This window comes from Rhodococcus sp. 06-1460-1B, assembly GCF_002258475.1.
Lineage (GTDB): Bacteria > Actinomycetota > Actinomycetes > Mycobacteriales > Mycobacteriaceae > Rhodococcoides > Rhodococcoides fascians.
In genome coordinates this window covers 150,367-169,050 of record NZ_NOYS01000033.1, presented here as the reverse complement: position 1 = coordinate 169,050, position 18,684 = coordinate 150,367, and the positions used below count along the sequence as shown (strand labels likewise).

Sequence of the window (18,684 nt, the reverse complement as noted above, 5' to 3'; positions counted from 1 at the left end):
AGGGAGGCTCGGGTGGACGGCGATGACGACGTGTAATACCAATCCGTCCTCCGTCGCGCCACGAAGTACCAACGAGACCGTGTCGGGCGTCCACCCTCCGGTGGAGCATGCAAACAGGGAAGTCGAGACCGTGCGCAGAGAAAAGAGCTACCTCAGACTCGTAGGGTCGAGCACTCCCACGATCGAGGTTCTGGGCGGCCCCAGAACCATCACCGTCGATGTGGACAACGTTTTTCCGGGTCAGGTATGCGAGGTCCTGCACAACGGCATGCTGTCGCTGAGCCCACGCGTCGTCGTGGAAGACAACGCGACAAGCATCACGATCACCACGTTCGCGCTCAAGCCGGGTGAGTACAACGTCTCGCTGCGTCTCGACGGACGCCTGGATTGCGTCACCGAATCGCAGACTGCTGTCGTCGGCGAGCAGTTCGAGGTCCGACGTAGTTCGTAGGCCGAACACAGCTCCTAGGCCGGATGCAAGGCCCGGTCAACACAAGACAGCGAAGCGGCGCGTAGCTCAGGTGAGCTACGCGCCGCTTCGCTTCGTTGTCGGTCCTCGCTGCCGTCGGGTCGCGCCAGTCAGTGACAGGTGCTGCCGGGATCGGTGTGGCAGTGCTTCTGCTCCGATGGTGCGACGTCGAGCGAGGGGTTGCGGTCGAAGAAGCCGAAAGGCTTGAGCCAGAACGAGACGGTGTCGGACGGCATCACCGGCCAGTCCTCGGGCCTGGTGATGTGATGGATGCCGAAGGTGTACCAGACCACCACATCGGTGTTCTCGATCGAACGGTTCTTCTCGGTCCACTCGGGGAGGCCATGGTCGACGCCACTCTGATTGACGAACTCGCCACTGGGCCAACGCTCGTCGGGTGAATTGGGCGTGACCCATACGGTGTGACCGATCACCTGGGAACGCTGGAAGATCGGCGACGCCGGATCGAACATCGCCGGAATCGCCGAGCCGGGCACCAACTTGTACGCGGGCCGGGTGCCGAGACCGTTGGTGACGTTGTCGTTGACCACCTTCCACGCCTTCTGCGTGTTCCAGTCGTAATCCTGCTTGCCCTCGGACTCGGTGGTGAGCGGGGTGTTCACTTGTGTCAGGGCCAGGCCGTACGGATTGTCGGGACCCATCGGCACCATCTGGGTCTGGCTGGAATAGACGGTGTTCTCGGTGCCGTCGATGTCCAGATCGAGCCGGGCGACCAGGAAGTGCTGGTGGTACGGCGCATACGTGCGATTGTCGATCAGCGTGCCCGACGGATGGGTGCCGCCCTCCTCGAAGTGGGTGACGACCATGATGCCGGTGGCGCGCACCTCGCACTCGATGTTGCCGTCCTGATAGAAGCGCCAGTAGACGAGATACTCGTAGTTGGCGACGGTGGCGTGGAAGCTGACGGTGAGACGGCGCATCCGACGCACCTCTGCCCCGGCGTCGTGATCGACGTGCTTCCACAGCACCGCGTTGTCTTCCTCGTGGATGCAGATCGCGTTGGTGATCGTGTACGGCTCGCCTTTGCTGTTGTGCAGCACGGCATCGAGGTACCGGATCTCACCGAGGCAATCGCAGCCGAGCTCGAGCGAGGTGGTCATGAAGCCCAGGCCCCACTCGCCGATGTCGAATGCGGTGCGCCGATAGTGGTCCTCGGTGGGGTCACGATACGGAACGATCATCTCCGCGAACGACATTCGGTTCGCGACGGATCGCGTGTTCCCGTTGTCGTCGTAGGTGACGGCGTGCAGCGTCATGCCCTCGCGGTAGTTGAACCCCACACGCAGCGACCAGTTCTGCCACGTCAGCTTGTTGCCGTCCAGCTCGAACGACGGGCCGTCCGGCTGGGTGATCTCGAGCGGCTTCAGCGGCGGACGGCTGCTGGCGTTGCGGATGCGCTCCGGAATATGGCGGGGTACATACTCGCCCATGATCTCCGGCCGCTCGACGCGGTAGGTGTCCTCGATCTCGAGCAGTTCCATCGTGTTGGCGTCGATGACGCAGTGGAAGCCGCCCACCGGCCCCGCGTACGGATTGGCACCCTCTGCGGCTTTGACCCACGTGTCCGACCAGCCCAGGCGTCGACCCTTGTACTTCTCGGGCGTCACCGCCTCGCCGTACGTCCAGGTGTCCATGAACACCAGATCGAGATCGGTGATCCCGCGATCGGCAAGCGCGGCAATCACATCGGGGTGTGCACGCAGAGCCGCGTCGGCCTCTTCCCACTCGTCGACGGTGAAGTTGGGCTGCACGTCCGGGATGTGGGTCCAGGATTCGGTGCTCCTGTTGTCCAGTGACACCACGGCCTTGAACGTGCTGTTCTCGGCGCGGTTCAACACCACCGAGACTGCGCGACGGGCGGGGACGGTACCGTCCGCATCGAACGCGGCGACCTCGGACTTGGACGGTTCGATCATCTCGATCGAGGCGAATCGCCACCCGTCGCCGACACCGTGTTCCCGGCCCAGAACCTCGGCGACGGCGGAGAACTCGTCGCTCGAGAGTGGGTCCAGGGGATGAAGTGTCATGCGATGGTCTCCGTCGAGCTCATCACGTGCTTGATGCGGGTGTAATCGTCCACGCCGTAGGCCGAGAGGTCCTTGCCGTAACCGGAGTACTTGAAGCCGCCGTGCGGCATCTCGGCCACCAACGGGATGTGGCAGTTGACCCAGACGGCACCGAAGTCCAGAGCCGCCGAAATACGAAGCGTGCGAGCATGATCGGACGTCCAGACGCTCGACGCGAGACCGAAGTCGACGTCGTTGGCCAGCTCGATCGCCTCTGCCTCGTCGGAGAATTTCTGCACCGTCAGCACCGGGCCGAACGTCTCCTCCTGCACGATGGGATCGGACTGCTGCACGCCCGTGATGATCGTGGGCTCGTAGAAGAATCCCTTGTCGCCGATGCGCTTTCCGCCGGTGACGATGGTGGCGTGCGCGCCGATACCGTCGACCTTGGAGCTGACCTGGCCGAAGTGGTTGACGTTGTTCAGTGGGCCGAGGAAGGTGTCGGGGTCGTCGGGCAATCCGACCTTCAGTGTCTTCGCCTTGGCGACGAGTGCGTCGACGAGCGAGTCGTGTACCGACTCGTGAACCAACACGCGAGTGACCGCCGTGCAGTCCTGGCCGGCGTTGAAGAACGCGGCCTCGGCGATGCCGTCGGCGGCCTTGGTGATGTCGACGTCGTCGAACACGATGGCCGGTGCTTTGCCGCCCAGTTCGAGGTGCGCGCGCTTGAGCTGCTTGGCAGCGGCGACGGCGACGGCGATGCCTGCCCGCACCGAACCGGTGATCGAGACCAGGCCGGGCGTCTTGTGTTCGACGATGGCGGCGCCGGTGCCGCCGTTGCCGAGCACGATGTTCAGCACGCCGTCGGGGACGATGCCCTTCGACAATTTCGCCAGCACCAGGGTGCTCTCGGGGGTGGTGTCGCTCGGCTTGAGGACGACGGTGTTGCCGGCCGCGAGGGCAGGCCCGATCTTCCAGATCGCCATCATGAACGGGTAGTTCCACGGAGTCACCTGCCCTACGACGCCGATCGGCTCGCGGCGTACGTACGAGGTGAACCCGTCCATGTACTCGCCGGCCGACTTGCCTTCGAGCATCCGTGCAGCCCCGGCGAAGAACCGAATCTGATCTGCTCCGACGGTGACTTCCTCGGCGGCGATGGTGGCCTTCGGCTGACCGGTGTTACGACTCTGCGCCTCGACGATCTCGTCGCTGTGGGCCTCGATGGCATCGGCGAGCTTCAGCAGTACTTTCTGCCGCTCACTCGGAGTCGTCTTGCCCCAGGTCTCGAAAGCTTTGGCGGCAGCCGACATTGCGGCGTCGACATCGGCAGCATCGGAAATCGGGGCTCGAGCGACCACCGACTCGTCCACCGGACTGACGACATCGAGCATCTCGGTACCCGAGGGCGTCACGAATGCCCCGTCGATGTAGTTCTGCAGGACAGGCACCGTCATCACAACCCCTAGCGTCGACTATTTCGGTTCTGCAAAGCCTGCACCCGCGGACGAGACTTTGCCACCCGACAAGATGTACACGACGATGCGAGTAATCAGGACGAAATGTCAGAAGAACAAGCAAGTACAGGAGATGCTCAGCGGATAGCCTGTGGCAGTGCGAAACACCGAGGTGGGATACCAGCAGATCGCCGACGACACCTGGGCCTTCATGCGTCCACCGGGCAGTTGGGGGCAGACCAACACCGGGCTCGTCGTGGCACCCGGTTCGGCGTCGATGCTGATCGACACCGTCTGGGACGTGAACTGGGCCGAGCGGGTTGCCGCCGACACCGCCGAGTTGGTTGCCGCCGCACCGATCACCGAGGTCCTCAACACGCATTCGGACGGTGATCACTGGTGGGGAAACGACAGCGTGCCCGCCTCCGCACGGATCACCACCAGTGCGGCGTCGCTGCACGCGATGAAGGAGGAGACCCCGCCGAAGGGAGTATCCGCATTCGCGTCCTTCGGCAAGGCAGTCGGCTGGGTGCCGGGACCGATCGGTGCGATGGGCTCCTACATGGACCGTGTTCGCGGCGATGCGCTGTTTCCGTCGGCGCTGCCCCGGCTGCCTGATCACACCTTCGAAACCACCGAAACCATCGATGTCGCAGGACGACTGGTTCACCTGCGCTACCTCGGTCCGGCGCACACCGAAGGCGATCTCATCGCGCACCTCCCGGACGCGGGGGTCGTGTTCGCGGGCGACCTGCTCTTCATCGACGCCACCCCGGTGCTCTGGCACGGCCCGCTACAGAACTGGATCGACGCCCTCGACCACCTCCTCGAACTCGACGCCGACCTGTACGTTCCCGGCCACGGACCCCTGTGCGGCACCGACGAAATACGCGCCGTGCGCAGCTACTGGACCTGGGTCGGCGAGGCCGGACGAGCGTGCTTCGACGCGGGACTCGGTTCCACCGAGGCCGCCCTGAACCTGCTCAAATCACCCGAATTCGGCCATTACGCGCACTGGGATTCGCCGGAGCGACTCATCCTCAGCATGAGCACGCTCTACCGCCTGTGGCGAGGCGAACCCGCTGCGCCACCCACGCTGACGCGTCGAGCACGCGCGTTCGCCGACGCGGGACGCTATCTGCGGGAGCGCTAGTGTCAGCCTTTGGGTGAGGCTGCTGGTTACCGGGCTCCGAACTCCGCCGTCAAGGACGCGGCGTGCGCGAACAGTGGGGTCGGATCCGGTTGTTCTGCAGTCGGTTCGAGTACGACAGTGGTCGCGCCCGCATCGATCCAGCGCTGCAGATTGCTCATGGCGGCATCGGAGTCGGATCCGACGGCGACATAGACGACGATGTCGTGCCCCGGCCCCGCGGCGATATGCCCGACAGCAGTCCGCAGCTGATCCGGGTCCGTCTCGCTCGTGAGAATGGTGCCGACACTCCTGCGGCCGCTCAGAGCAAGGGTTTTCGGGCCTGTCGCCCCGACGAGCAGTGGAGGTGCCTGCAGCGGAGGCCAATCGAGCTGCACATTGTCGAGCGAGACGTACCGACCCTGCACGGTGACGCTCTCGCCCGCCAACAGCGCGGTGAGCGCCGTCATCTGCTCGTCGAGCAACGTCAGCGGAGACTGCACTCGCGCGCCGATCTGGCCCATCCACGACTGGACGCCGTGGCCGAGCCCCACGCGGAGCCGGCCCGGATGGACCCGAGCGACGGTCGCGATCTCCATGGCCGTCGACGCGACGTTCCGCATCGGAGTGGGCAACACCCCGATGCCGACGTTCACGCGATCGGTGCTCGCGAGAATCAGTGCAGCAGTGGACAGCCCGCCGGAGAAGAAGCAGTCTTCCCACAGCCAGACCTCGTCGACGCCCGCGGCATCGGCTGCGCGAGCCGCGTCGACCAGCGCCTCCGGTGCGATCTCGGGCCGGAGTACAACGCCGATTCGGGTCATGGAAATTCTCTTTCTACTCAGCGAACGAGATACGGGGACACCGAGCTTCGGTGCTCGTCTATGTCGAGATCCTTGCCGAGCGGCGGAAACGCACGCTGCGGGCAGTTCGAGCGTTCGCAGACCCGGCAACCCGCTCCGATCGGAGTTGCGACCGCCGAGCCCTGCACGTCCAGTCCATCGGCATAGACGAGCCGTCCGGCATGGCGCAGTTCGCAACCGAGGCCGATGGCAAAAGTCTTGCCGGGCTGCCCGTATCGAGCGGCGCGGCGTTCCACCGTCCGCGCGATCCACAGGTAGTTGCGGCCGTCGGGCATCTCGGCGATCTGCGTCATGATCTTGCCGGGATACGCGAACGTCTCGTACACGTTCCACAGCGGGCACGTGCCACCGCTGGAGGAGAAGTGAAAGCCGGTGGCGGACTGTCGTTTCGACATGTTGCCGGCGCGATCGACCCGGACGAACGAGAACGGAACACCGCGCATCTCGGGGCGCTGCAGCGTGGAGAGTCGGTGGCAGATGGTCTCGTAACTCACCGAGAAGAAGGCCGACAGCCGCTCGATGTCGTATCGGAAATCCTCGGCGACGTCGTGGAACTGGTGGTACGGCAACACCGTCGCGGCCGCGAAATAGTTGGCGAACCCGAGCACCGCCAATTTCTTCGACGCCTCGCTCGTGAAGTTTCCCTCGTCGGCCATTTTGTTCAACAGATCACCGCATTCGAGATACGCGAGCTCGGCGGCGAACTTGAACACCTTCTGCCCACCAGAGAGGTGAGGAGAAATCTCCAACACCCGCGTCTGCGGGTCGAACCGATGCAACACGTTCTCACCGAGGTCGATGCGATTGACGATCTGCACGTCGTGCACCGTGCGCAACCGCTTCGCGATCTCACCGCCCACATCGGCGCGATGGAACCGAATTCTCGACGTCAATGCCTCTGCGGCGGTATCCAATTCGTGCAGATAGTTCTGTCGTTGATAGAAGTAGTCGCGCACCTCTTCGTGCGGCTTGCTGATCGAGCCGCTGCCACTGCCGTCGGAGAATCGTTCCTCGGTCGCTGCCAACAGCTGAGCCGTCGTATTGCGGTATCGGCGATGCATATTGACCATTGCCCGAGCCAGCTGCGGGTGCGAGCTGACCATCTGCGCGATCTCGTGCGGATCGGCATCGATGCCCATGTCCTGATCGAGTGCGACCTCGCGCAACTCGGCAACCAACCTGGTGTCGTCCTCCGAGGAGAAGAACGAGGTGTCGACGCCGAAGACCTCCGAGATCCGCAGCAGTACCGGAACCGTCAACGGGCGTACGTCGTGCTCGATCTGGTTGAGATAGCTAGCCGAGATGCCGAGCTTCTGCGCCAGAGATACCTGGCTCATGCTGCGTTCGCTGCGGAGCTGCCGAAGGCGAACGCCGACGAAAGTCTTGGACACGGTTGCCAGGCTACGCCTGCGAAGAATTGCCTTAACACCGTTCGCAACTAGCTGCTGGGTCACGATTCGGTGACCGTCGGGAACATTAGCCGAAGTAAAGGCGTATACCGATATACGAGCTATTCATCACGCACCTCGAGGAGCGGTCATGTCCAATCGTCAGCGCACATCGGAAATCGTCAGGGACGTCGTCGTCTTCGTCACCGGAGCCGTTCTCGTCGCCTCCACCGTCTGGCTTCCCGTCCAGGGCGACCAAGAAGTCACCGGAGCCATCCTGGTGCTCGGCATCCTTGCGGCATCGTCGGCGCTCTGGGCCATCGGATCCGCGTCCAGGCAGAGTCACTGGACTCACGTCGGCCTCGGTGTGTTGCTCGCCGTCTCACCCGCGCTGATGGTCTTCCCCTCCGGATTGTTGGCCGCGGACCTGTTCGCCATCGTCGGCGGACTCGTGATCGCCGCCATGGGTGCGTTGGGAGTCATCGCATCGCGCCGGGCACCGGTCACCTCGCGAGTGGTGGCCTCCAACAACGAGCGCACCGGCGTTCGCATCTGAGGCTTCTCTGCAACTGATGCTCCACTGACTGGGGCGGGCGCGGTAAATCCCGTGTGCGGCCCAGCGAGTGGAGCATTGTGTGCAGTCATCGCCGCGATGCCCGTCGTCGTCGAATCACCGCTGCGATTTCGGCAGCCACGGCGTCAGGCGCGGCGAGCACATCGAACGCCGAGTAGCGCAGCACCAACCAGCCATCGAGGATCAGCGCGTTCTGTCGTCGGCGATCCTTGCTGAATACGGCTGCTGCACTGTGGAATTCGCGACCGTCGACTTCGATGATCGTTCGGCTGCGGCGGTCGACGAAATCACACACGAACGGACCGACTGCAGCGTTCATCTCCAGGCGCAGGCCGAGTCGATGCACTGCGCGGCCCAGAGCGCGCTCGGGCTCCGACGCAAATCTCGATACCGCGAGCCGCACCTGACGAGCCAGCTCGACGTTCCCGTGCCGACCCGGGAATCGGTCGAGTAGGCAGAGCAACGAAGCCGGGTCCATTCCGAACTTCAGGCGCTCGTCGATCAGCAACTCGGCATCGGGGCGGGGGAGTAGCGCCAGACAATCGAGCATCGTCTGCGCCGAGATGGTGCAGGGCAACGTCGCGACCTCGTCGACGAGCGTGGAGTCCATGTCGCGACGGTGCAGCCGAAGCCACGACGGAGGTCGCAGCCGCGCAGTTCGAGGGACGGTGGCGTCGAGCATTGTCGGTTCGGTGGTCCAGCCGCGCAGGTACGCGGCCGATCGATGACTGAGGACGGCGTCGGGTCGCCACAGCGTGATCGCCCGACAACGGTCCATCGTCGACGGCTCCCCGCGAATATGGACCGTCGGCAGGACGCGGGTGAAGCGACGCGAGATGGTGCTGGGGTGAATCCCTGCGGCGACGAGATCCCTCCACGTGGTGGGAGTGGAGCCTGCGGGGGTGGGAGTGGAGCCTGCGGAATGACCTGCGGGGGTGGGAGTGGAGCCTGCGGAACGACCTGCGGGGTTGTGGTGTGTCATGGCTGCAACATCGGTGCGTCGTTGTGGGGCGTTGATCGGTCGACCTGGGGAAATGGAATGGCCTGTGCATGGCCGAATGCTTGTGGATGGTGCAATTCCTGCTCCATTCGACGCACTCGCACGGGGGATTCTCCAACGAGAGATCGCGAGAGGAGCACCTTGTGCAGCGTCCACATCGTGAGACAAAGAGTGTGTGACGTCCATCACTACCAAGCTGTTTTCTGACTCGATTCAGACGCTCGATTCAAACCGTACAAGCGTCCCGTAAAGAATTTTGTTCATTCCGTTCACCAACTGGGGATTCGTCGCTACCGACGAGTAACCACGCTGCCCGATCGGCGAGGTATGTGAGCCCCGAAAATTTGCAGACTTAGCAAAGGGCTCTGGAAAGCTAGCCAAGATTGGCACTAACAACTGGTAGACGCCTGTTTTCGGGTGTGCCATTGTTTTGGAGTACACCAGAAGGGCCTGGCAACGATGTGAAGATTCGTCTCGCGGCAGGCCGAGAAGCAGAGAAGAGACTGGAGCTCCGATGTCGACCACCGGCACCCCGAAGACCACCGCCGAGATTCAGCAGGATTGGGACACCAACCCGCGCTGGAAGGGCGTCACCCGTAACTTCACCGCGCAGCAGGTCTCCGACCTCCAGGGCACTGTGGTCGAAGAAGCCACACTCGCTCGCCGCGGCAGCGAGATCCTGTGGGATCTCGTCAACAACGAGGACTACATCAACTCGCTCGGTGCCCTCACCGGCAACCAGGCCGTGCAGCAGATTCGCGCCGGCCTCCAGGCGATCTACCTCTCCGGCTGGCAGGTCGCCGGCGACGCCAACCTCTCGGGCCACACCTACCCGGACCAGAGCCTCTACCCGGCCAACTCGGTTCCGTCGGTCGTCCGTCGCATCAACAACGCACTCCTGCGCGCCGACGAGATCGCCAAGATCGAGGGCGACACGTCCGTCAAGAACTGGGTTGCACCCATCGTGGCCGACGCCGAAGCAGGCTTCGGTGGCGCACTGAACGCATACGAGCTGCAGAAGGCCATGATCGTGGCCGGCGCTGCCGGCGTGCACTGGGAGGATCAGCTCGCATCGGAGAAGAAGTGCGGCCACCTCGGCGGCAAGGTTCTCATCCCCACCCAGCAGCACATCCGCACCTTGACCTCCGCCCGTCTGGCCTCGGACGTCGCCGACGTCCCCTCGGTCATCATCGCCCGCACCGACGCCGAGGCAGCCACGCTGATCACCTCCGACGTCGACGAGCGTGACCGCGAGTTCCTCGACGGAACCCGCACCGCAGAAGGCTTCTTCGGCGTCAAGAACGGCATCGAGCCCTGCATCGCTCGCGCCAAGGCCTACGCACCGTACGCAGACCTCATCTGGATGGAGACCGGCGTCCCGGACCTCGAGGTCGCCAAGAAGTTCTCCGAGTCGGTTCGCAGCGAATTCCCGGACCAGCTGCTCGCCTACAACTGCTCGCCTTCGTTCAACTGGAAGGCGCACCTGGACGACGCCACCATCGCGAAGTTCCAGAAGGAACTCGGCGCCATGGGCTTCAAGTTCCAGTTCATCACCCTCGCAGGCTTCCACTCGCTCAACTACGGCATGTTCGACCTGGCACACGGCTACGCCCGCGAAGGCATGACCGCGTTCGTCGACCTGCAGGAGCGCGAGTTCAAGGCTGCCGAAGAGCGTGGCTTCACCGCCATCAAGCACCAGCGTGAGGTCGGCGCGGGCTACTTCGACCGCATCGCCACCACCGTCGACCCCAACACCTCGACGGCAGCACTGAAGGGCTCCACCGAAGAAGGCCAGTTCCACTAGAGGTACCGCCTCTCCTCACCTTCTAGCGCACCAGTCGGGCGGTCCGCAACTTTCGTTGCGGGCCGCCTGTTCTGTATCGCGAGGGTCTTGGGCGTACCCGGCAAGAGTTACCCCCATCTCACCAAAGATGTTGTAGCGCAATGTTTTTTGAAGGAGTGTCTCAGTGACGGTCGAGAGGGTGGGGATCGTCGGAGCCGGACAGATGGGTGCGGGAATCGCAGAGGTCTGCGCCCGCGCGCACGTCGACGTGTCGGTCTACGAACAGACTCGCGAACTGGCGACGGCCGGCCGCAGCCGCATCCTGCAATCACTGGACCGCGGAGTGAGCAGCGGCAAGATCACCGAGCGCGAACGAGAACACGCCGCCTCCCGGTTGCGGTTCACCTGCGATCTCGGGGACTTCGCAGACCGCCAACTCGTCGTCGAAGCAGTCCTCGAGGACGAAGAGATCAAGGCGGCAATATTCGCAGAACTCGACGCGGTGGTGTCCGACGCGAATGCCGTGCTCGCGTCCAACACTTCGTCCATTCCGATCACGACGCTCGCGTCGGCCACCACGGCACCGCAGCGCGTCGTCGGACTTCATTTCTTCAATCCGGTACCGGTGTTGCCACTCGTCGAGCTGGTCACCACGAGCACAACGTCCGATGCGGTGGCCGACCGCGCCGAAGCCTTCGCCGGAGATGTTCTCGGCAAGCAGGTGGTGCGATCCGCGGATCGCTCGGGCTTCGTCGTCAACGCACTTCTCGTTCCGTATCTGCTCTCGGCGATCCGCATGGTCGAGTCGGGATTCGCCACCAAGGAAGACGTCGACAAAGCGACGGTTCTGGGTTTGGCGCACCCGATGGGACCGCTCGCGCTCGCGGATCTCGTGGGTCTCGACACCGTCAAGTCCATTGCCGACTCCATGTATTCGGAATTCGACGAGCCGCTGTTCGCGGCACCGCCGTTGTTGCTGCGCATGGTCGAGGCGGGACAGACGGGCAAGAAGACCGGGGCCGGGTTCTACCGCTACGAGAACGGCCGCGTAGCAAAGTAGTGGGCGTCTCGGGCGGGTCGCCGCGCAGCGGCTTGCAGAGCGCTATTGTCGGTCTGCCGGTGCAAATCCATCGATCCCAGGGAGCATGTCAGTGAGCAAGTCCAAGAAGTCGAACGGTCTGGTGCCCAAGGCATTCGGAATCGGGTTGGCCGCTACAGGCGCGGCCCATTTCGTGGTGCCGGAGGCCTTCGAGGGAATCACCAAGCTTCCGTTCCCCAAGGACACTCGAACCTGGATCAGTCGTAACGGGGCCACCGAACTGGCCGTCGGCGTGGCGATCGCGTACCCCAAGACCCGCAAGATCGGACTGGTCGGTCTGGCAGCGTATGTTGGATGGCTCGGCGTCAATATCGCCAAGAACAGCTGACGTTACTGTTGCGAACGACTCGTTCGGAGCAGGAATAGCCTGGTCGTAGCGGTAGCTGTGTTGCGCTTACACAGATGCGTAGGTAGCAATGTAGATATGACTTCAGCTACCGCTTACCAGGCCACCGCTCCGGACGCTCCGCTCGAGAAGGCGACGATCGAGCGACGCGCAGTCGGACCGCACGACATCCTCATCGACGTCAAGTTCGCGGGCATCTGCCACTCCGACATCCACACCGCCCGAAACGAGTGGGGCGGCACCACGTACCCCGTCGTTCCCGGACACGAGATCGCCGGCATCGTGGCCGAGGTCGGCTCCGAGGTGACCACCCGCAAGGTCGGCGACCGCGTGGGCGTCGGCTGCTTCGTCGACTCCTGCGGCAAGTGCGAGGCATGTCTCGACGGCGACGAGCAGTACTGCACCAAGGGCGTCGTCCAGACGTACAACTCCACCACCTACGAGGGTGAGTTCACCAACGGCGGCTACTCCACCCAGATCGTCGTCACCGAGAAGTTCGTCCTCGGAATCCCGGAAGGCGTCGAACTCGACGTCGCAGCGCCGCTGCTGTGCGCAGGCATCACGCTGTACTCGCCCCTCAAGCACTGGGGAGCCGGCCCCGACAAGAAGGTCGCCATCATCGGAATGGGCGGCCTCGGACACATCGGCGTCAAGATCGCTCACGCCATGGGCGCGCACGTCACCGTGCTGAGCCAGACGGATGCGAAAGAAGCAGACGGCAAGGCCTACGGTGCCGACGAGTACTACGCCACCAAGGACACCACCGCGCTCAAGGATCTGCAGGGCAAGTTCGACCTGATTCTCAACACCGTCTCGGCCAACCTGCCCATGGGCAAGTACCTGGGACTGCTGGCCCGCAACGGCACCCTCGTCGAGCTCGGTGTTCCCGAGAAGCCCCTCGAGGTGCCTGCATTCAACCTGCTGGCCAACCGTCGCTCGTTCGCCGGTTCCATGGTCGGCGGCATTGCCGAGACCCAGGAAATGCTGGACTTCTGCGCCGAGCACCACATCGGTGCCGAGATCGAGGTCATTCCGGCCGAGAAGATCAACGAGGCATACGACCGCGTCGTCAAGTCCGACGTGCGCTACCGCTTCGTGATCGACGCAGCCACGCTGTAACTTTCTCCTTGGACGCGTGAATGGTCCATCGACCTGCGCAGACGGGGGTCGATGGACCATTCACGCCTTCGAAGGGGGTTCAGCTTTCGGCGAGTCGCTGCTTCTCGTGTTCGACATCGAAATCGGCTGCGGGCCAATCGAGATCGAGCTTTTCGAGCGCGTCGATGAGAATTTCCGTGACGGCCAGTCTGCTGTACCACTTGCGGTCGGACGGGACGACGTACCACGGTGCGTGGTCGGTATCCGTGCGATCGAGAACCCGCTGATACGCCGTCCGGTACTGCGGCAGGAAACCACGCTCGGTGACGTCGCCCGGGTTGTACTTCCAGTGCTTCTCGGGTCGATCGAGCCGTTCCTGCAGTCGCTTCTTCTGTTCGTCGGCCGAGACGAACAGGGCCACCTTGACGACGACCGTGTCCTCGTCGACCAACTCCTTCTCGAAGGCGTTGATCTCGTCGAATCGCTTCTCCCACACCTGCCGTGGCACGAGGTCGTGGACTGCGACGACGAGAACGTCCTCGTAGTGGGACCGATCGAACACCCCGATCCGGCCTGCGCGCGGAAGGGCTTTGCGGATGCGCCACAGGTAGTGGTGTTGCTTCTCTTCCTGGGTCGGCACCCCGAACGACGCGAGGTCGACGCCCTGCGGATCGACCATCCCGATGACGTGCTTGACCATGCCGCCCTTGCCTGCAGTGTCCATGCCCTGCAGCACGAGCAGAACCGACTTGGTGCCGCCTGCGCGCCCGTGGGCATAGAGCTTTTCCTGGAGCGCCGCCAGCACCGCACCGCGCTGCTCGAGGACGTCGTTGCCGTGTGCTTTCGCGCCGTCGAACCCCGGAGTGGCGGTGAAATCGATGTCCTCGACACGAGGAGAGGCACTGGCGCGCAGCACATCGACGGGAGAGAGCGTCCATAGTTTCGACTTGTCGGCCATAGGCGGAAGACTACTTCTCTACCATGGGATTCATGGCCCCTACCATCGCAAAAGCCGAGACTGTGTCGCGTGAGCAACTGCTCGAATTCGTATCTCCGCGGCACCACCACACCCTGATCACACGTAAGCGCGACGACGGTCTGCAGGTCTCCCCGGTGTCCGCAGGCGTGGACTCGGAAGGCCGCATCGTCATCGCCACCTACCCCGAGCGCGCCAAGGTGCACAACATCCGCCGCACGCCGGCCGTCACCGTGTTGGTGCACAGCGACGACTGGAACGGCGACTACGTCCAGGTCGACGGGACGGCCGAGATCATCGATCTCCCCTACGCCGTCGAGCCTCTGGTGAAGTACTTCCGCAGCATCGCCGGCGAGCACTCGGACTGGGACGAGTACCGCGCGGCGATGGTGAAGCAGGGAAAGTCGTTGATACGCATCACGATCGACACCTGGGGACCGATCGCCGCGGGTGGCTTCCCGCCCGGGAGAGTGTGACAAGCCCCCCGGGAAGAGTGTGACAAGCCCGCCCGGGAGGGTGTGAGCTAAGCCTTCAGGGGTGCTGCGAACAGTGGCACTGCGTTGTCGAGTGCGTATCGGGTTCCCGCGACCGAGGCGGCCGAGAATGCGTTGGACAGGTCGGTGTCACCGAGCACGACGAGGCGTCCGTCGCGGGCCGACGGCAGTCCCTGGATGAGCGGGTTCTCGGTGATGACCTCGGGTCCGCTGCCGATGGGGAACATGACCGTCAGGTCGGCGTCGAGGTTCGCGATGTTCTCCTCGGAGAGGTCGACGCTGAACTTCCCGGGTTGGGCGAGGTCCTGGATGGCCGGGGCGTTCGTCAGTCCGAGTGCTTCGAGGAAGTCGACTCGGGTGTCGCCGCGTACGTAGGCCCCGCTCTGGCCGCTGTACAGCGTGCCGACGGCGACGGACTTGCCGGCGAATTCCGGGTTGGCAGCCACGGTCTCGGCGAATTGGGTCTTGGTGTCGTCGATCAGCTTTTTGCCTTCGTCGACTTTTCCGAGTGCCTCGGCGACGATCTCGGTCTGCCCGTCCCATGTGGTGCCGTAGGCGACGTCGGTTCCCGGAGGGGCCGCGACAGTGGGGGCGATGTCGGACAGCTGGTCGTACACGGCCTTGTCGTTGGTGCTCCTGGTCCACAGGATCAGGTCCGGTGCCAGGGCGGCGACCGATTCGACGTCGATGTCGTAGGTGGCCAGGATCGTCGGGTCGGTGTCGTACTTTTCGGTGACCCAGGGGCCGAGGCCGTTGCCTCCGACGCCGAGCCAGTCACTGGCTCCGACGGGCTGCACGCCGAGAGCCAGTGCGGTTTCGGCGTCGGACCAGCCGAGCGCAACAACTCGCTGGGGGTCGGCCGGTACCTCGACCTCCCCGAACATGTCGGTGACGACGGTGCCCGCAGCAGCCGAATCGGCCGAGTCGCCGCCGTCGGAATTACCGGATCCGCACGCGGTCAGGGTCAGAGCGAGGGCCACGGCTGCCGCAGGCAGGGCCAGAGATCGAGAAATGCGCATAGGGCACGCTAACCTATCAAGCGCGGAAGTGCTTTACGATCTTCGCGCAGAAGGCAGGCAGGTCGTCGGGGTTGCGGCTCGACACCAGATTGCCGTCCACGACCACTTCCTCGTCGACGACGGTCGCACCGGCGTTGCGAAGGTCGGTCCGAATGCTCGGGTAGGACGTCAGCGTGCGGCCTTTCAGTACGTCTGCTTCGGCCAACGTCCACGCGCCGTGGCAGATGACTCCGACCGGTTTGCGCGCCTGAACGAATGCGCGCACGAACTCCACTGCGTCCGCATCCACACGCAGTTGATCGGGATTCGTGGTGCCTCCGGGCAGGATCAACGCGTCGAAGTCGTCGACCGATACCTCGCCCGCGATCTTGTCGACACTGAACGTGTCGCCTGCGTTCACGTCGCTGTTCATGGCTTGGATGTCGCCGTGATCGAGCGACACCAATGTGACTGTGCCACCGGCATTTTCGACGGCTTCACGGGGCTGGACCAATTCGACCTGCTCGACACCGTCGGTGGCGAGAACGGCAATGCGACGTCCGGACAATGTTTCGTTGCTCATGCTCGTTCGGATTACCGGCGCGATCGAGTTTCAAACGAGAACCGTGTACGCGGCAGTGGTACGAATGGACACATGAGCGAATCACCGATCGAATCTCCGACCGAGGATCGCGTCGAGCAGAATCTGCCGATCGCGGACGAACCGGACGAGCCGGATGCGGGCGATCTCCCCGTCGAGGCCGACGCCACGGACGTCATCGAACAACGCACCGAAGTTCCGCTCGACGACGAATACGACGAGCGCTAGGGCTTACCCGGCTCGTCGTCCACCAGAGGATGCGGCTGCGACTTGAACTTGGCCGGTGAGCCGTCGGCCATGGCCACGCCGTGGATGCCGCCCCACATCATCATGCAGAGGTAGTCGATCAGGTCGTCGGCGGACATGGACTTGTTCGAGATCCACCAGTGCGTGGCCAACTGGACTGCGCCGACGATGGCGAACGCCCACGGCACCGAGCCGCCCGAATCCATCTCGCGTTGGCGCAGCCGCTCACCCAACACGGTGGAGAGGAGTTCGGCGATCATGCGCTCGGACTCGGCCACCACGTCCCGGTTGTTGCCGGCGTTGTTGGCCATCACGTAGAGGTACACCTCGGGATCGGTGGCCACCGTCTCGACGTAGGCGGTCACCACCACCCGGGTCAGCTCGTACTCGTCGAGTTCGTGGGAGATCGCGGAGTAGATGCGCGGCGCGAGGGTGGTTTCGACGTACCGAGACATCGTCGCGCTGGTCAGATCGTTCTTGTCGGTGAAATACCGATAGAGCACCGTCTTCGAGATACCGATCTCCGACGCGATCTCGTCCATCCCGATCTCGCGACCACGCAGCCGGATCGCGGCCAACGTACCGTCGACGAGCTCCTCGCGTCGGGCGATCTTGTGCTCTCGCCATCGACGCTTGCGGCCGTCCGGCTTCTCGATCTTGGGCTTGTCCGCGTCCGCCTCGGGGGCGTCCTCCGAGGCTGCCGCCGCACTATTTTTCACCACGTCACCCACCTTATGCGTCGGGTACGACACAGGAGGGGGCCGTGCCCGGTTGATCGGTTGCGATTCTGGGCACAATGTCGGGTGTGCTGCTCATGAACTTCGACGACGAGACCAAGCGTCGCGACCTCCGCAAGATGAAAACCGTCGCGACGGGATTCCTCGTCTTCGCCTCGATCGTCTATCTCTTCTGCCGCTGGCAGGAATCCACCGGGGCCGGGGCATGGGTGGGGTACGTCCGAGCGGCGTCGGAGGCGGGCATGGTGGGCGCGCTGGCGGACTGGTTCGCAGTGACGGCCCTGTTCAAGCATCCGCTGGGCATTCCGATTCCGCACACGGCCCTGATCAAGAAGAAGAAGGACCAGCTCGGTGCCAGCCTGAGCTCGTTCGTCGGTAGCAACTTCCTCGCGCCCGAGGTCGTCTCGGAGAAGGTCGCGTCGGCTCAGGTGCCGTTGCGGCTCGGCACCTGGCTCGCCCAACCCGACAATGCGGAACGGGTGGCGGCCGAGGCGGCAACGGTGCTGCACGGCGTGGTCGACGTGCTCAACGACGAGGACATCACCGCCGTCATCGACAGCACCATCGTGCGCCGACTGGCCGATCCGCAATGGGGTCCGCCGATCGGCCGCATCCTCGACGAGCTGCTTCGCGAGAACCGTCAGCTGCCGCTGATCGACATGCTGGCCGAGCGGGCTCATCAGTGGGCACTGGGCAGCCAGGAAATGATCGATCGTGTGGTCGCCCGGGACTCGCCCAACTGGTCGCCGAAGTTCGTCGACACGCTGCTGGGGGAGAAGGTCTACAAGGAACTCGTCGAGTTCACGTGGAAGATCCGCTCCAATCCCGAACACGAGGTGCGCCTGGCGGCGAACAAGTTCCTCGTCGACTACGCCAACGATCTGCAGAACGATCCGGCCACCATCGAGAAGGCCGAGAAGCTCAAGGCACAGATCATGGGCCGCGAGGAGATCACCGGGCTCGCCGCGTCGACGTGGAAGGTGGCCAAGCGTCTGATCACCGAGTCGGTGGACGATCCGACGAGTACTTTGCGCAACAAGATCAAGGAGAACACGGCCAACTTCGGCATTCGACTGCGCGACGACGACGAACTGCGCGGAAAAGCCGACGGATGGCTGCTGGGTGGGGCCCGTTACATCGCTGCCAACTACGCAGACGAGATCACGACGATCATCGGCGACACCGTCGCGCGCTGGGACGCCGAGGAAGCGAGCAGGAAGATCGAACTGCAGGTCGGACGGGATCTCCAGTTCATCCGGATCAACGGCACCGTCGTCGGTTCTATCGCAGGCCTGGCGATCTACACCGTCTCCGATCTGATCTTCGGGCACTAGTGCTAGCAGAGTGCTTGCAATAGTTAGCACCCTTCGGTACCGTCCAGTAGGACACCGAAACCAGG

19 protein-coding genes are annotated in these 18,684 nt (G+C 63.8%); 10 read left to right on the top strand and 9 right to left on the bottom strand.

The window, feature by feature from the left end; all coding sequences use genetic code 11:
* Window positions 1-22: 22 nt before the first annotated feature.
* Entirely contained in the window at window positions 23-451 is a 429-nt protein-coding gene (locus tag CH268_RS19080) for a hypothetical protein (protein WP_052056973.1), read from the top strand.
* A 128-nt stretch (window positions 452-579) separates the two neighbouring features.
* Here CH268_RS19080 and CH268_RS19075 read toward each other — a convergent pair whose 3' ends face one another.
* Together CH268_RS19075 and CH268_RS19070 are read right to left on the bottom strand one after the other, a co-directional pair.
* The gene (locus CH268_RS19075) at window positions 580-2,517 is read right to left on the bottom strand and encodes a primary-amine oxidase (RefSeq protein ID WP_094665576.1); all 1,938 of its coding nucleotides are present in this window, start codon (window positions 2,515-2,517) and stop codon (window positions 580-582) included.
* Entirely contained in the window at window positions 2,514-3,953 is a 1,440-nt protein-coding gene (locus tag CH268_RS19070) for a gamma-aminobutyraldehyde dehydrogenase (RefSeq protein WP_094652000.1), read from the bottom strand. Before CH268_RS19070 ends, CH268_RS19075 begins: the two co-directional genes overlap by 4 nt.
* 157 nt (window positions 3,954-4,110) lie before the next feature.
* Here CH268_RS19070 and CH268_RS19065 point away from each other — a divergent pair, with 157 nt between their 5' ends.
* Window positions 4,111-5,106, top strand: coding sequence for an MBL fold metallo-hydrolase (locus CH268_RS19065; RefSeq protein WP_230597367.1), 996 nt, complete (start codon window positions 4,111-4,113; stop codon window positions 5,104-5,106).
* 26 nt (window positions 5,107-5,132) lie between these two features.
* Here CH268_RS19065 and CH268_RS19060 read toward each other — a convergent pair whose 3' ends face one another.
* Both CH268_RS19060 and ramB read right to left on the bottom strand, forming a co-directional pair.
* Window positions 5,133-5,906 (bottom strand): LLM class flavin-dependent oxidoreductase, encoded by a 774-nt coding sequence (locus tag CH268_RS19060; protein WP_094665574.1) that lies wholly within the window; start codon window positions 5,904-5,906, stop codon window positions 5,133-5,135.
* A gap of 17 nt (window positions 5,907-5,923) precedes the next feature.
* Window positions 5,924-7,336: an acetate metabolism transcriptional regulator RamB gene (gene ramB / locus CH268_RS19055; RefSeq protein ID WP_027498407.1), complete on the bottom strand. Its 1,413-nt coding sequence runs from the start codon at window positions 7,334-7,336 to the stop codon at window positions 5,924-5,926.
* A gap of 148 nt (window positions 7,337-7,484) precedes the next feature.
* On the opposite strand from ramB, the gene CH268_RS19050 reads away from it, so the two are divergent.
* Window positions 7,485-7,889 (top strand): SPW repeat domain-containing protein, encoded by a 405-nt coding sequence (locus CH268_RS19050; protein ID WP_094665573.1) that lies wholly within the window; start codon window positions 7,485-7,487, stop codon window positions 7,887-7,889.
* A gap of 85 nt (window positions 7,890-7,974) precedes the next feature.
* On the opposite strand, the gene CH268_RS19045 is transcribed toward CH268_RS19050, so the two are convergent.
* A complete protein-coding gene (locus CH268_RS19045; protein ID WP_141215168.1) occupies window positions 7,975-8,889 on the bottom strand; it encodes a DUF559 domain-containing protein in 915 nt (304 codons plus the stop codon).
* Between the two features lie 532 nt (window positions 8,890-9,421).
* On the opposite strand from CH268_RS19045, the gene aceA reads away from it, so the two are divergent.
* The 4 genes from aceA to CH268_RS19025 all read left to right on the top strand — a co-directional run bounded on the left by aceA (window position 9,422) and on the right by CH268_RS19025 (window position 13,254).
* Entirely contained in the window at window positions 9,422-10,711 is a 1,290-nt protein-coding gene (gene aceA / locus CH268_RS19040; RefSeq protein ID WP_027498404.1) for an isocitrate lyase, read from the top strand.
* A gap of 163 nt (window positions 10,712-10,874) precedes the next feature.
* A complete protein-coding gene (locus CH268_RS19035) occupies window positions 10,875-11,750 on the top strand; it encodes a 3-hydroxybutyryl-CoA dehydrogenase (RefSeq protein ID WP_094665569.1) in 876 nt (291 codons plus the stop codon).
* 91 nt (window positions 11,751-11,841) lie between these two features.
* Window positions 11,842-12,117 carry a hypothetical protein gene (locus tag CH268_RS19030; RefSeq protein WP_027498402.1) on the top strand — a complete coding sequence of 92 codons (276 nt, stop codon included), beginning with the start codon at window positions 11,842-11,844 and terminating at the stop codon, window positions 12,115-12,117.
* 96 nt (window positions 12,118-12,213) lie between these two features.
* Entirely contained in the window at window positions 12,214-13,254 is a 1,041-nt protein-coding gene (locus tag CH268_RS19025; protein WP_027498401.1) for an NAD(P)-dependent alcohol dehydrogenase, read from the top strand.
* Window positions 13,255-13,333: 79 nt separating this feature from the next.
* Here CH268_RS19025 and CH268_RS19020 read toward each other — a convergent pair whose 3' ends face one another.
* Window positions 13,334-14,191, bottom strand: a complete 858-nt coding sequence (locus CH268_RS19020) for a PPK2 family polyphosphate kinase (RefSeq protein ID WP_032381231.1) — start codon at window positions 14,189-14,191, stop codon at window positions 13,334-13,336.
* Window positions 14,192-14,223: 32 nt separating this feature from the next.
* On the opposite strand from CH268_RS19020, the gene CH268_RS19015 reads away from it, so the two are divergent.
* Entirely contained in the window at window positions 14,224-14,685 is a 462-nt protein-coding gene (locus CH268_RS19015) for a PPOX class F420-dependent oxidoreductase (RefSeq protein ID WP_094665703.1), read from the top strand.
* 47 nt (window positions 14,686-14,732) lie between these two features.
* Here the strand turns inward: CH268_RS19015 and CH268_RS19010 are convergent, their stop codons facing one another.
* Window positions 14,733-15,722, bottom strand: a complete 990-nt coding sequence (locus CH268_RS19010) for an iron-siderophore ABC transporter substrate-binding protein (RefSeq protein ID WP_094665567.1) — start codon at window positions 15,720-15,722, stop codon at window positions 14,733-14,735.
* Window positions 15,723-15,738: 16 nt separating this feature from the next.
* Entirely contained in the window at window positions 15,739-16,284 is a 546-nt protein-coding gene (locus CH268_RS19005) for a type 1 glutamine amidotransferase domain-containing protein (RefSeq protein WP_176457993.1), read from the bottom strand.
* Between the two features lie 72 nt (window positions 16,285-16,356).
* On the opposite strand from CH268_RS19005, the gene CH268_RS27950 reads away from it, so the two are divergent.
* Window positions 16,357-16,530 carry a hypothetical protein gene (locus CH268_RS27950; protein WP_167326064.1) on the top strand — a complete coding sequence of 58 codons (174 nt, stop codon included), beginning with the start codon at window positions 16,357-16,359 and terminating at the stop codon, window positions 16,528-16,530.
* Here the strand turns inward: CH268_RS27950 and CH268_RS19000 are convergent.
* On the bottom strand, window positions 16,527-17,204 hold the full coding sequence (locus CH268_RS19000; protein ID WP_255182458.1) for a TetR/AcrR family transcriptional regulator: 678 nt from the start codon (window positions 17,202-17,204) through the stop codon (window positions 16,527-16,529). The two genes, CH268_RS27950 and CH268_RS19000, sit on opposite strands and share 4 nt — an antisense overlap.
* Before the next feature lie 140 nt (window positions 17,205-17,344).
* Here CH268_RS19000 and CH268_RS18995 point away from each other — a divergent pair, with 140 nt between their 5' ends.
* Complete coding sequence (locus CH268_RS18995) at window positions 17,345-18,619, top strand: DUF445 domain-containing protein (protein ID WP_176457992.1); 1,275 nt, start codon at window positions 17,345-17,347, stop codon at window positions 18,617-18,619.
* The last annotated feature ends 65 nt before the right edge of the window (window positions 18,620-18,684 follow it).

Bases quoted from the DNA above. Each gene is read 5' to 3' on its own strand.
- CH268_RS18995 (WP_176457992.1), top strand. From the start codon at position 17,345: ATGTCGGGTGTGCTGCTCATGAACTTCGACGACGAGACCAAGCGTCGC.
- aceA (WP_027498404.1), top strand. From the start codon at position 9,422: ATGTCGACCACCGGCACCCCGAAGACCACCGCCGAGATTCAGCAGGAT.
- CH268_RS19020 (WP_032381231.1), bottom strand. From the start codon at position 14,191: ATGGCCGACAAGTCGAAACTATGGACGCTCTCTCCCGTCGATGTGCTG.
- CH268_RS19075 (WP_094665576.1), bottom strand. From the start codon at position 2,517: ATGACACTTCATCCCCTGGACCCACTCTCGAGCGACGAGTTCTCCGCC.
- CH268_RS19015 (WP_094665703.1), top strand. From the start codon at position 14,224: ATGGCCCCTACCATCGCAAAAGCCGAGACTGTGTCGCGTGAGCAACTG.
- CH268_RS19060 (WP_094665574.1), bottom strand. From the start codon at position 5,906: ATGACCCGAATCGGCGTTGTACTCCGGCCCGAGATCGCACCGGAGGCG.
- CH268_RS19010 (WP_094665567.1), bottom strand. From the start codon at position 15,722: ATGCGCATTTCTCGATCTCTGGCCCTGCCTGCGGCAGCCGTGGCCCTC.
- CH268_RS19070 (WP_094652000.1), bottom strand. From the start codon at position 3,953: ATGACGGTGCCTGTCCTGCAGAACTACATCGACGGGGCATTCGTGACG.
- CH268_RS19025 (WP_027498401.1), top strand. From the start codon at position 12,214: ATGACTTCAGCTACCGCTTACCAGGCCACCGCTCCGGACGCTCCGCTC.
- CH268_RS19045 (WP_141215168.1), bottom strand. From the start codon at position 8,889: ATGACACACCACAACCCCGCAGGTCGTTCCGCAGGCTCCACTCCCACC.
- CH268_RS27950 (WP_167326064.1), top strand. From the start codon at position 16,357: ATGAGCGAATCACCGATCGAATCTCCGACCGAGGATCGCGTCGAGCAG.
- CH268_RS19005 (WP_176457993.1), bottom strand. From the start codon at position 16,284: ATGAGCAACGAAACATTGTCCGGACGTCGCATTGCCGTTCTCGCCACC.
- CH268_RS19080 (WP_052056973.1), top strand. From the start codon at position 23: ATGACGACGTGTAATACCAATCCGTCCTCCGTCGCGCCACGAAGTACC.
- CH268_RS19050 (WP_094665573.1), top strand. From the start codon at position 7,485: ATGTCCAATCGTCAGCGCACATCGGAAATCGTCAGGGACGTCGTCGTC.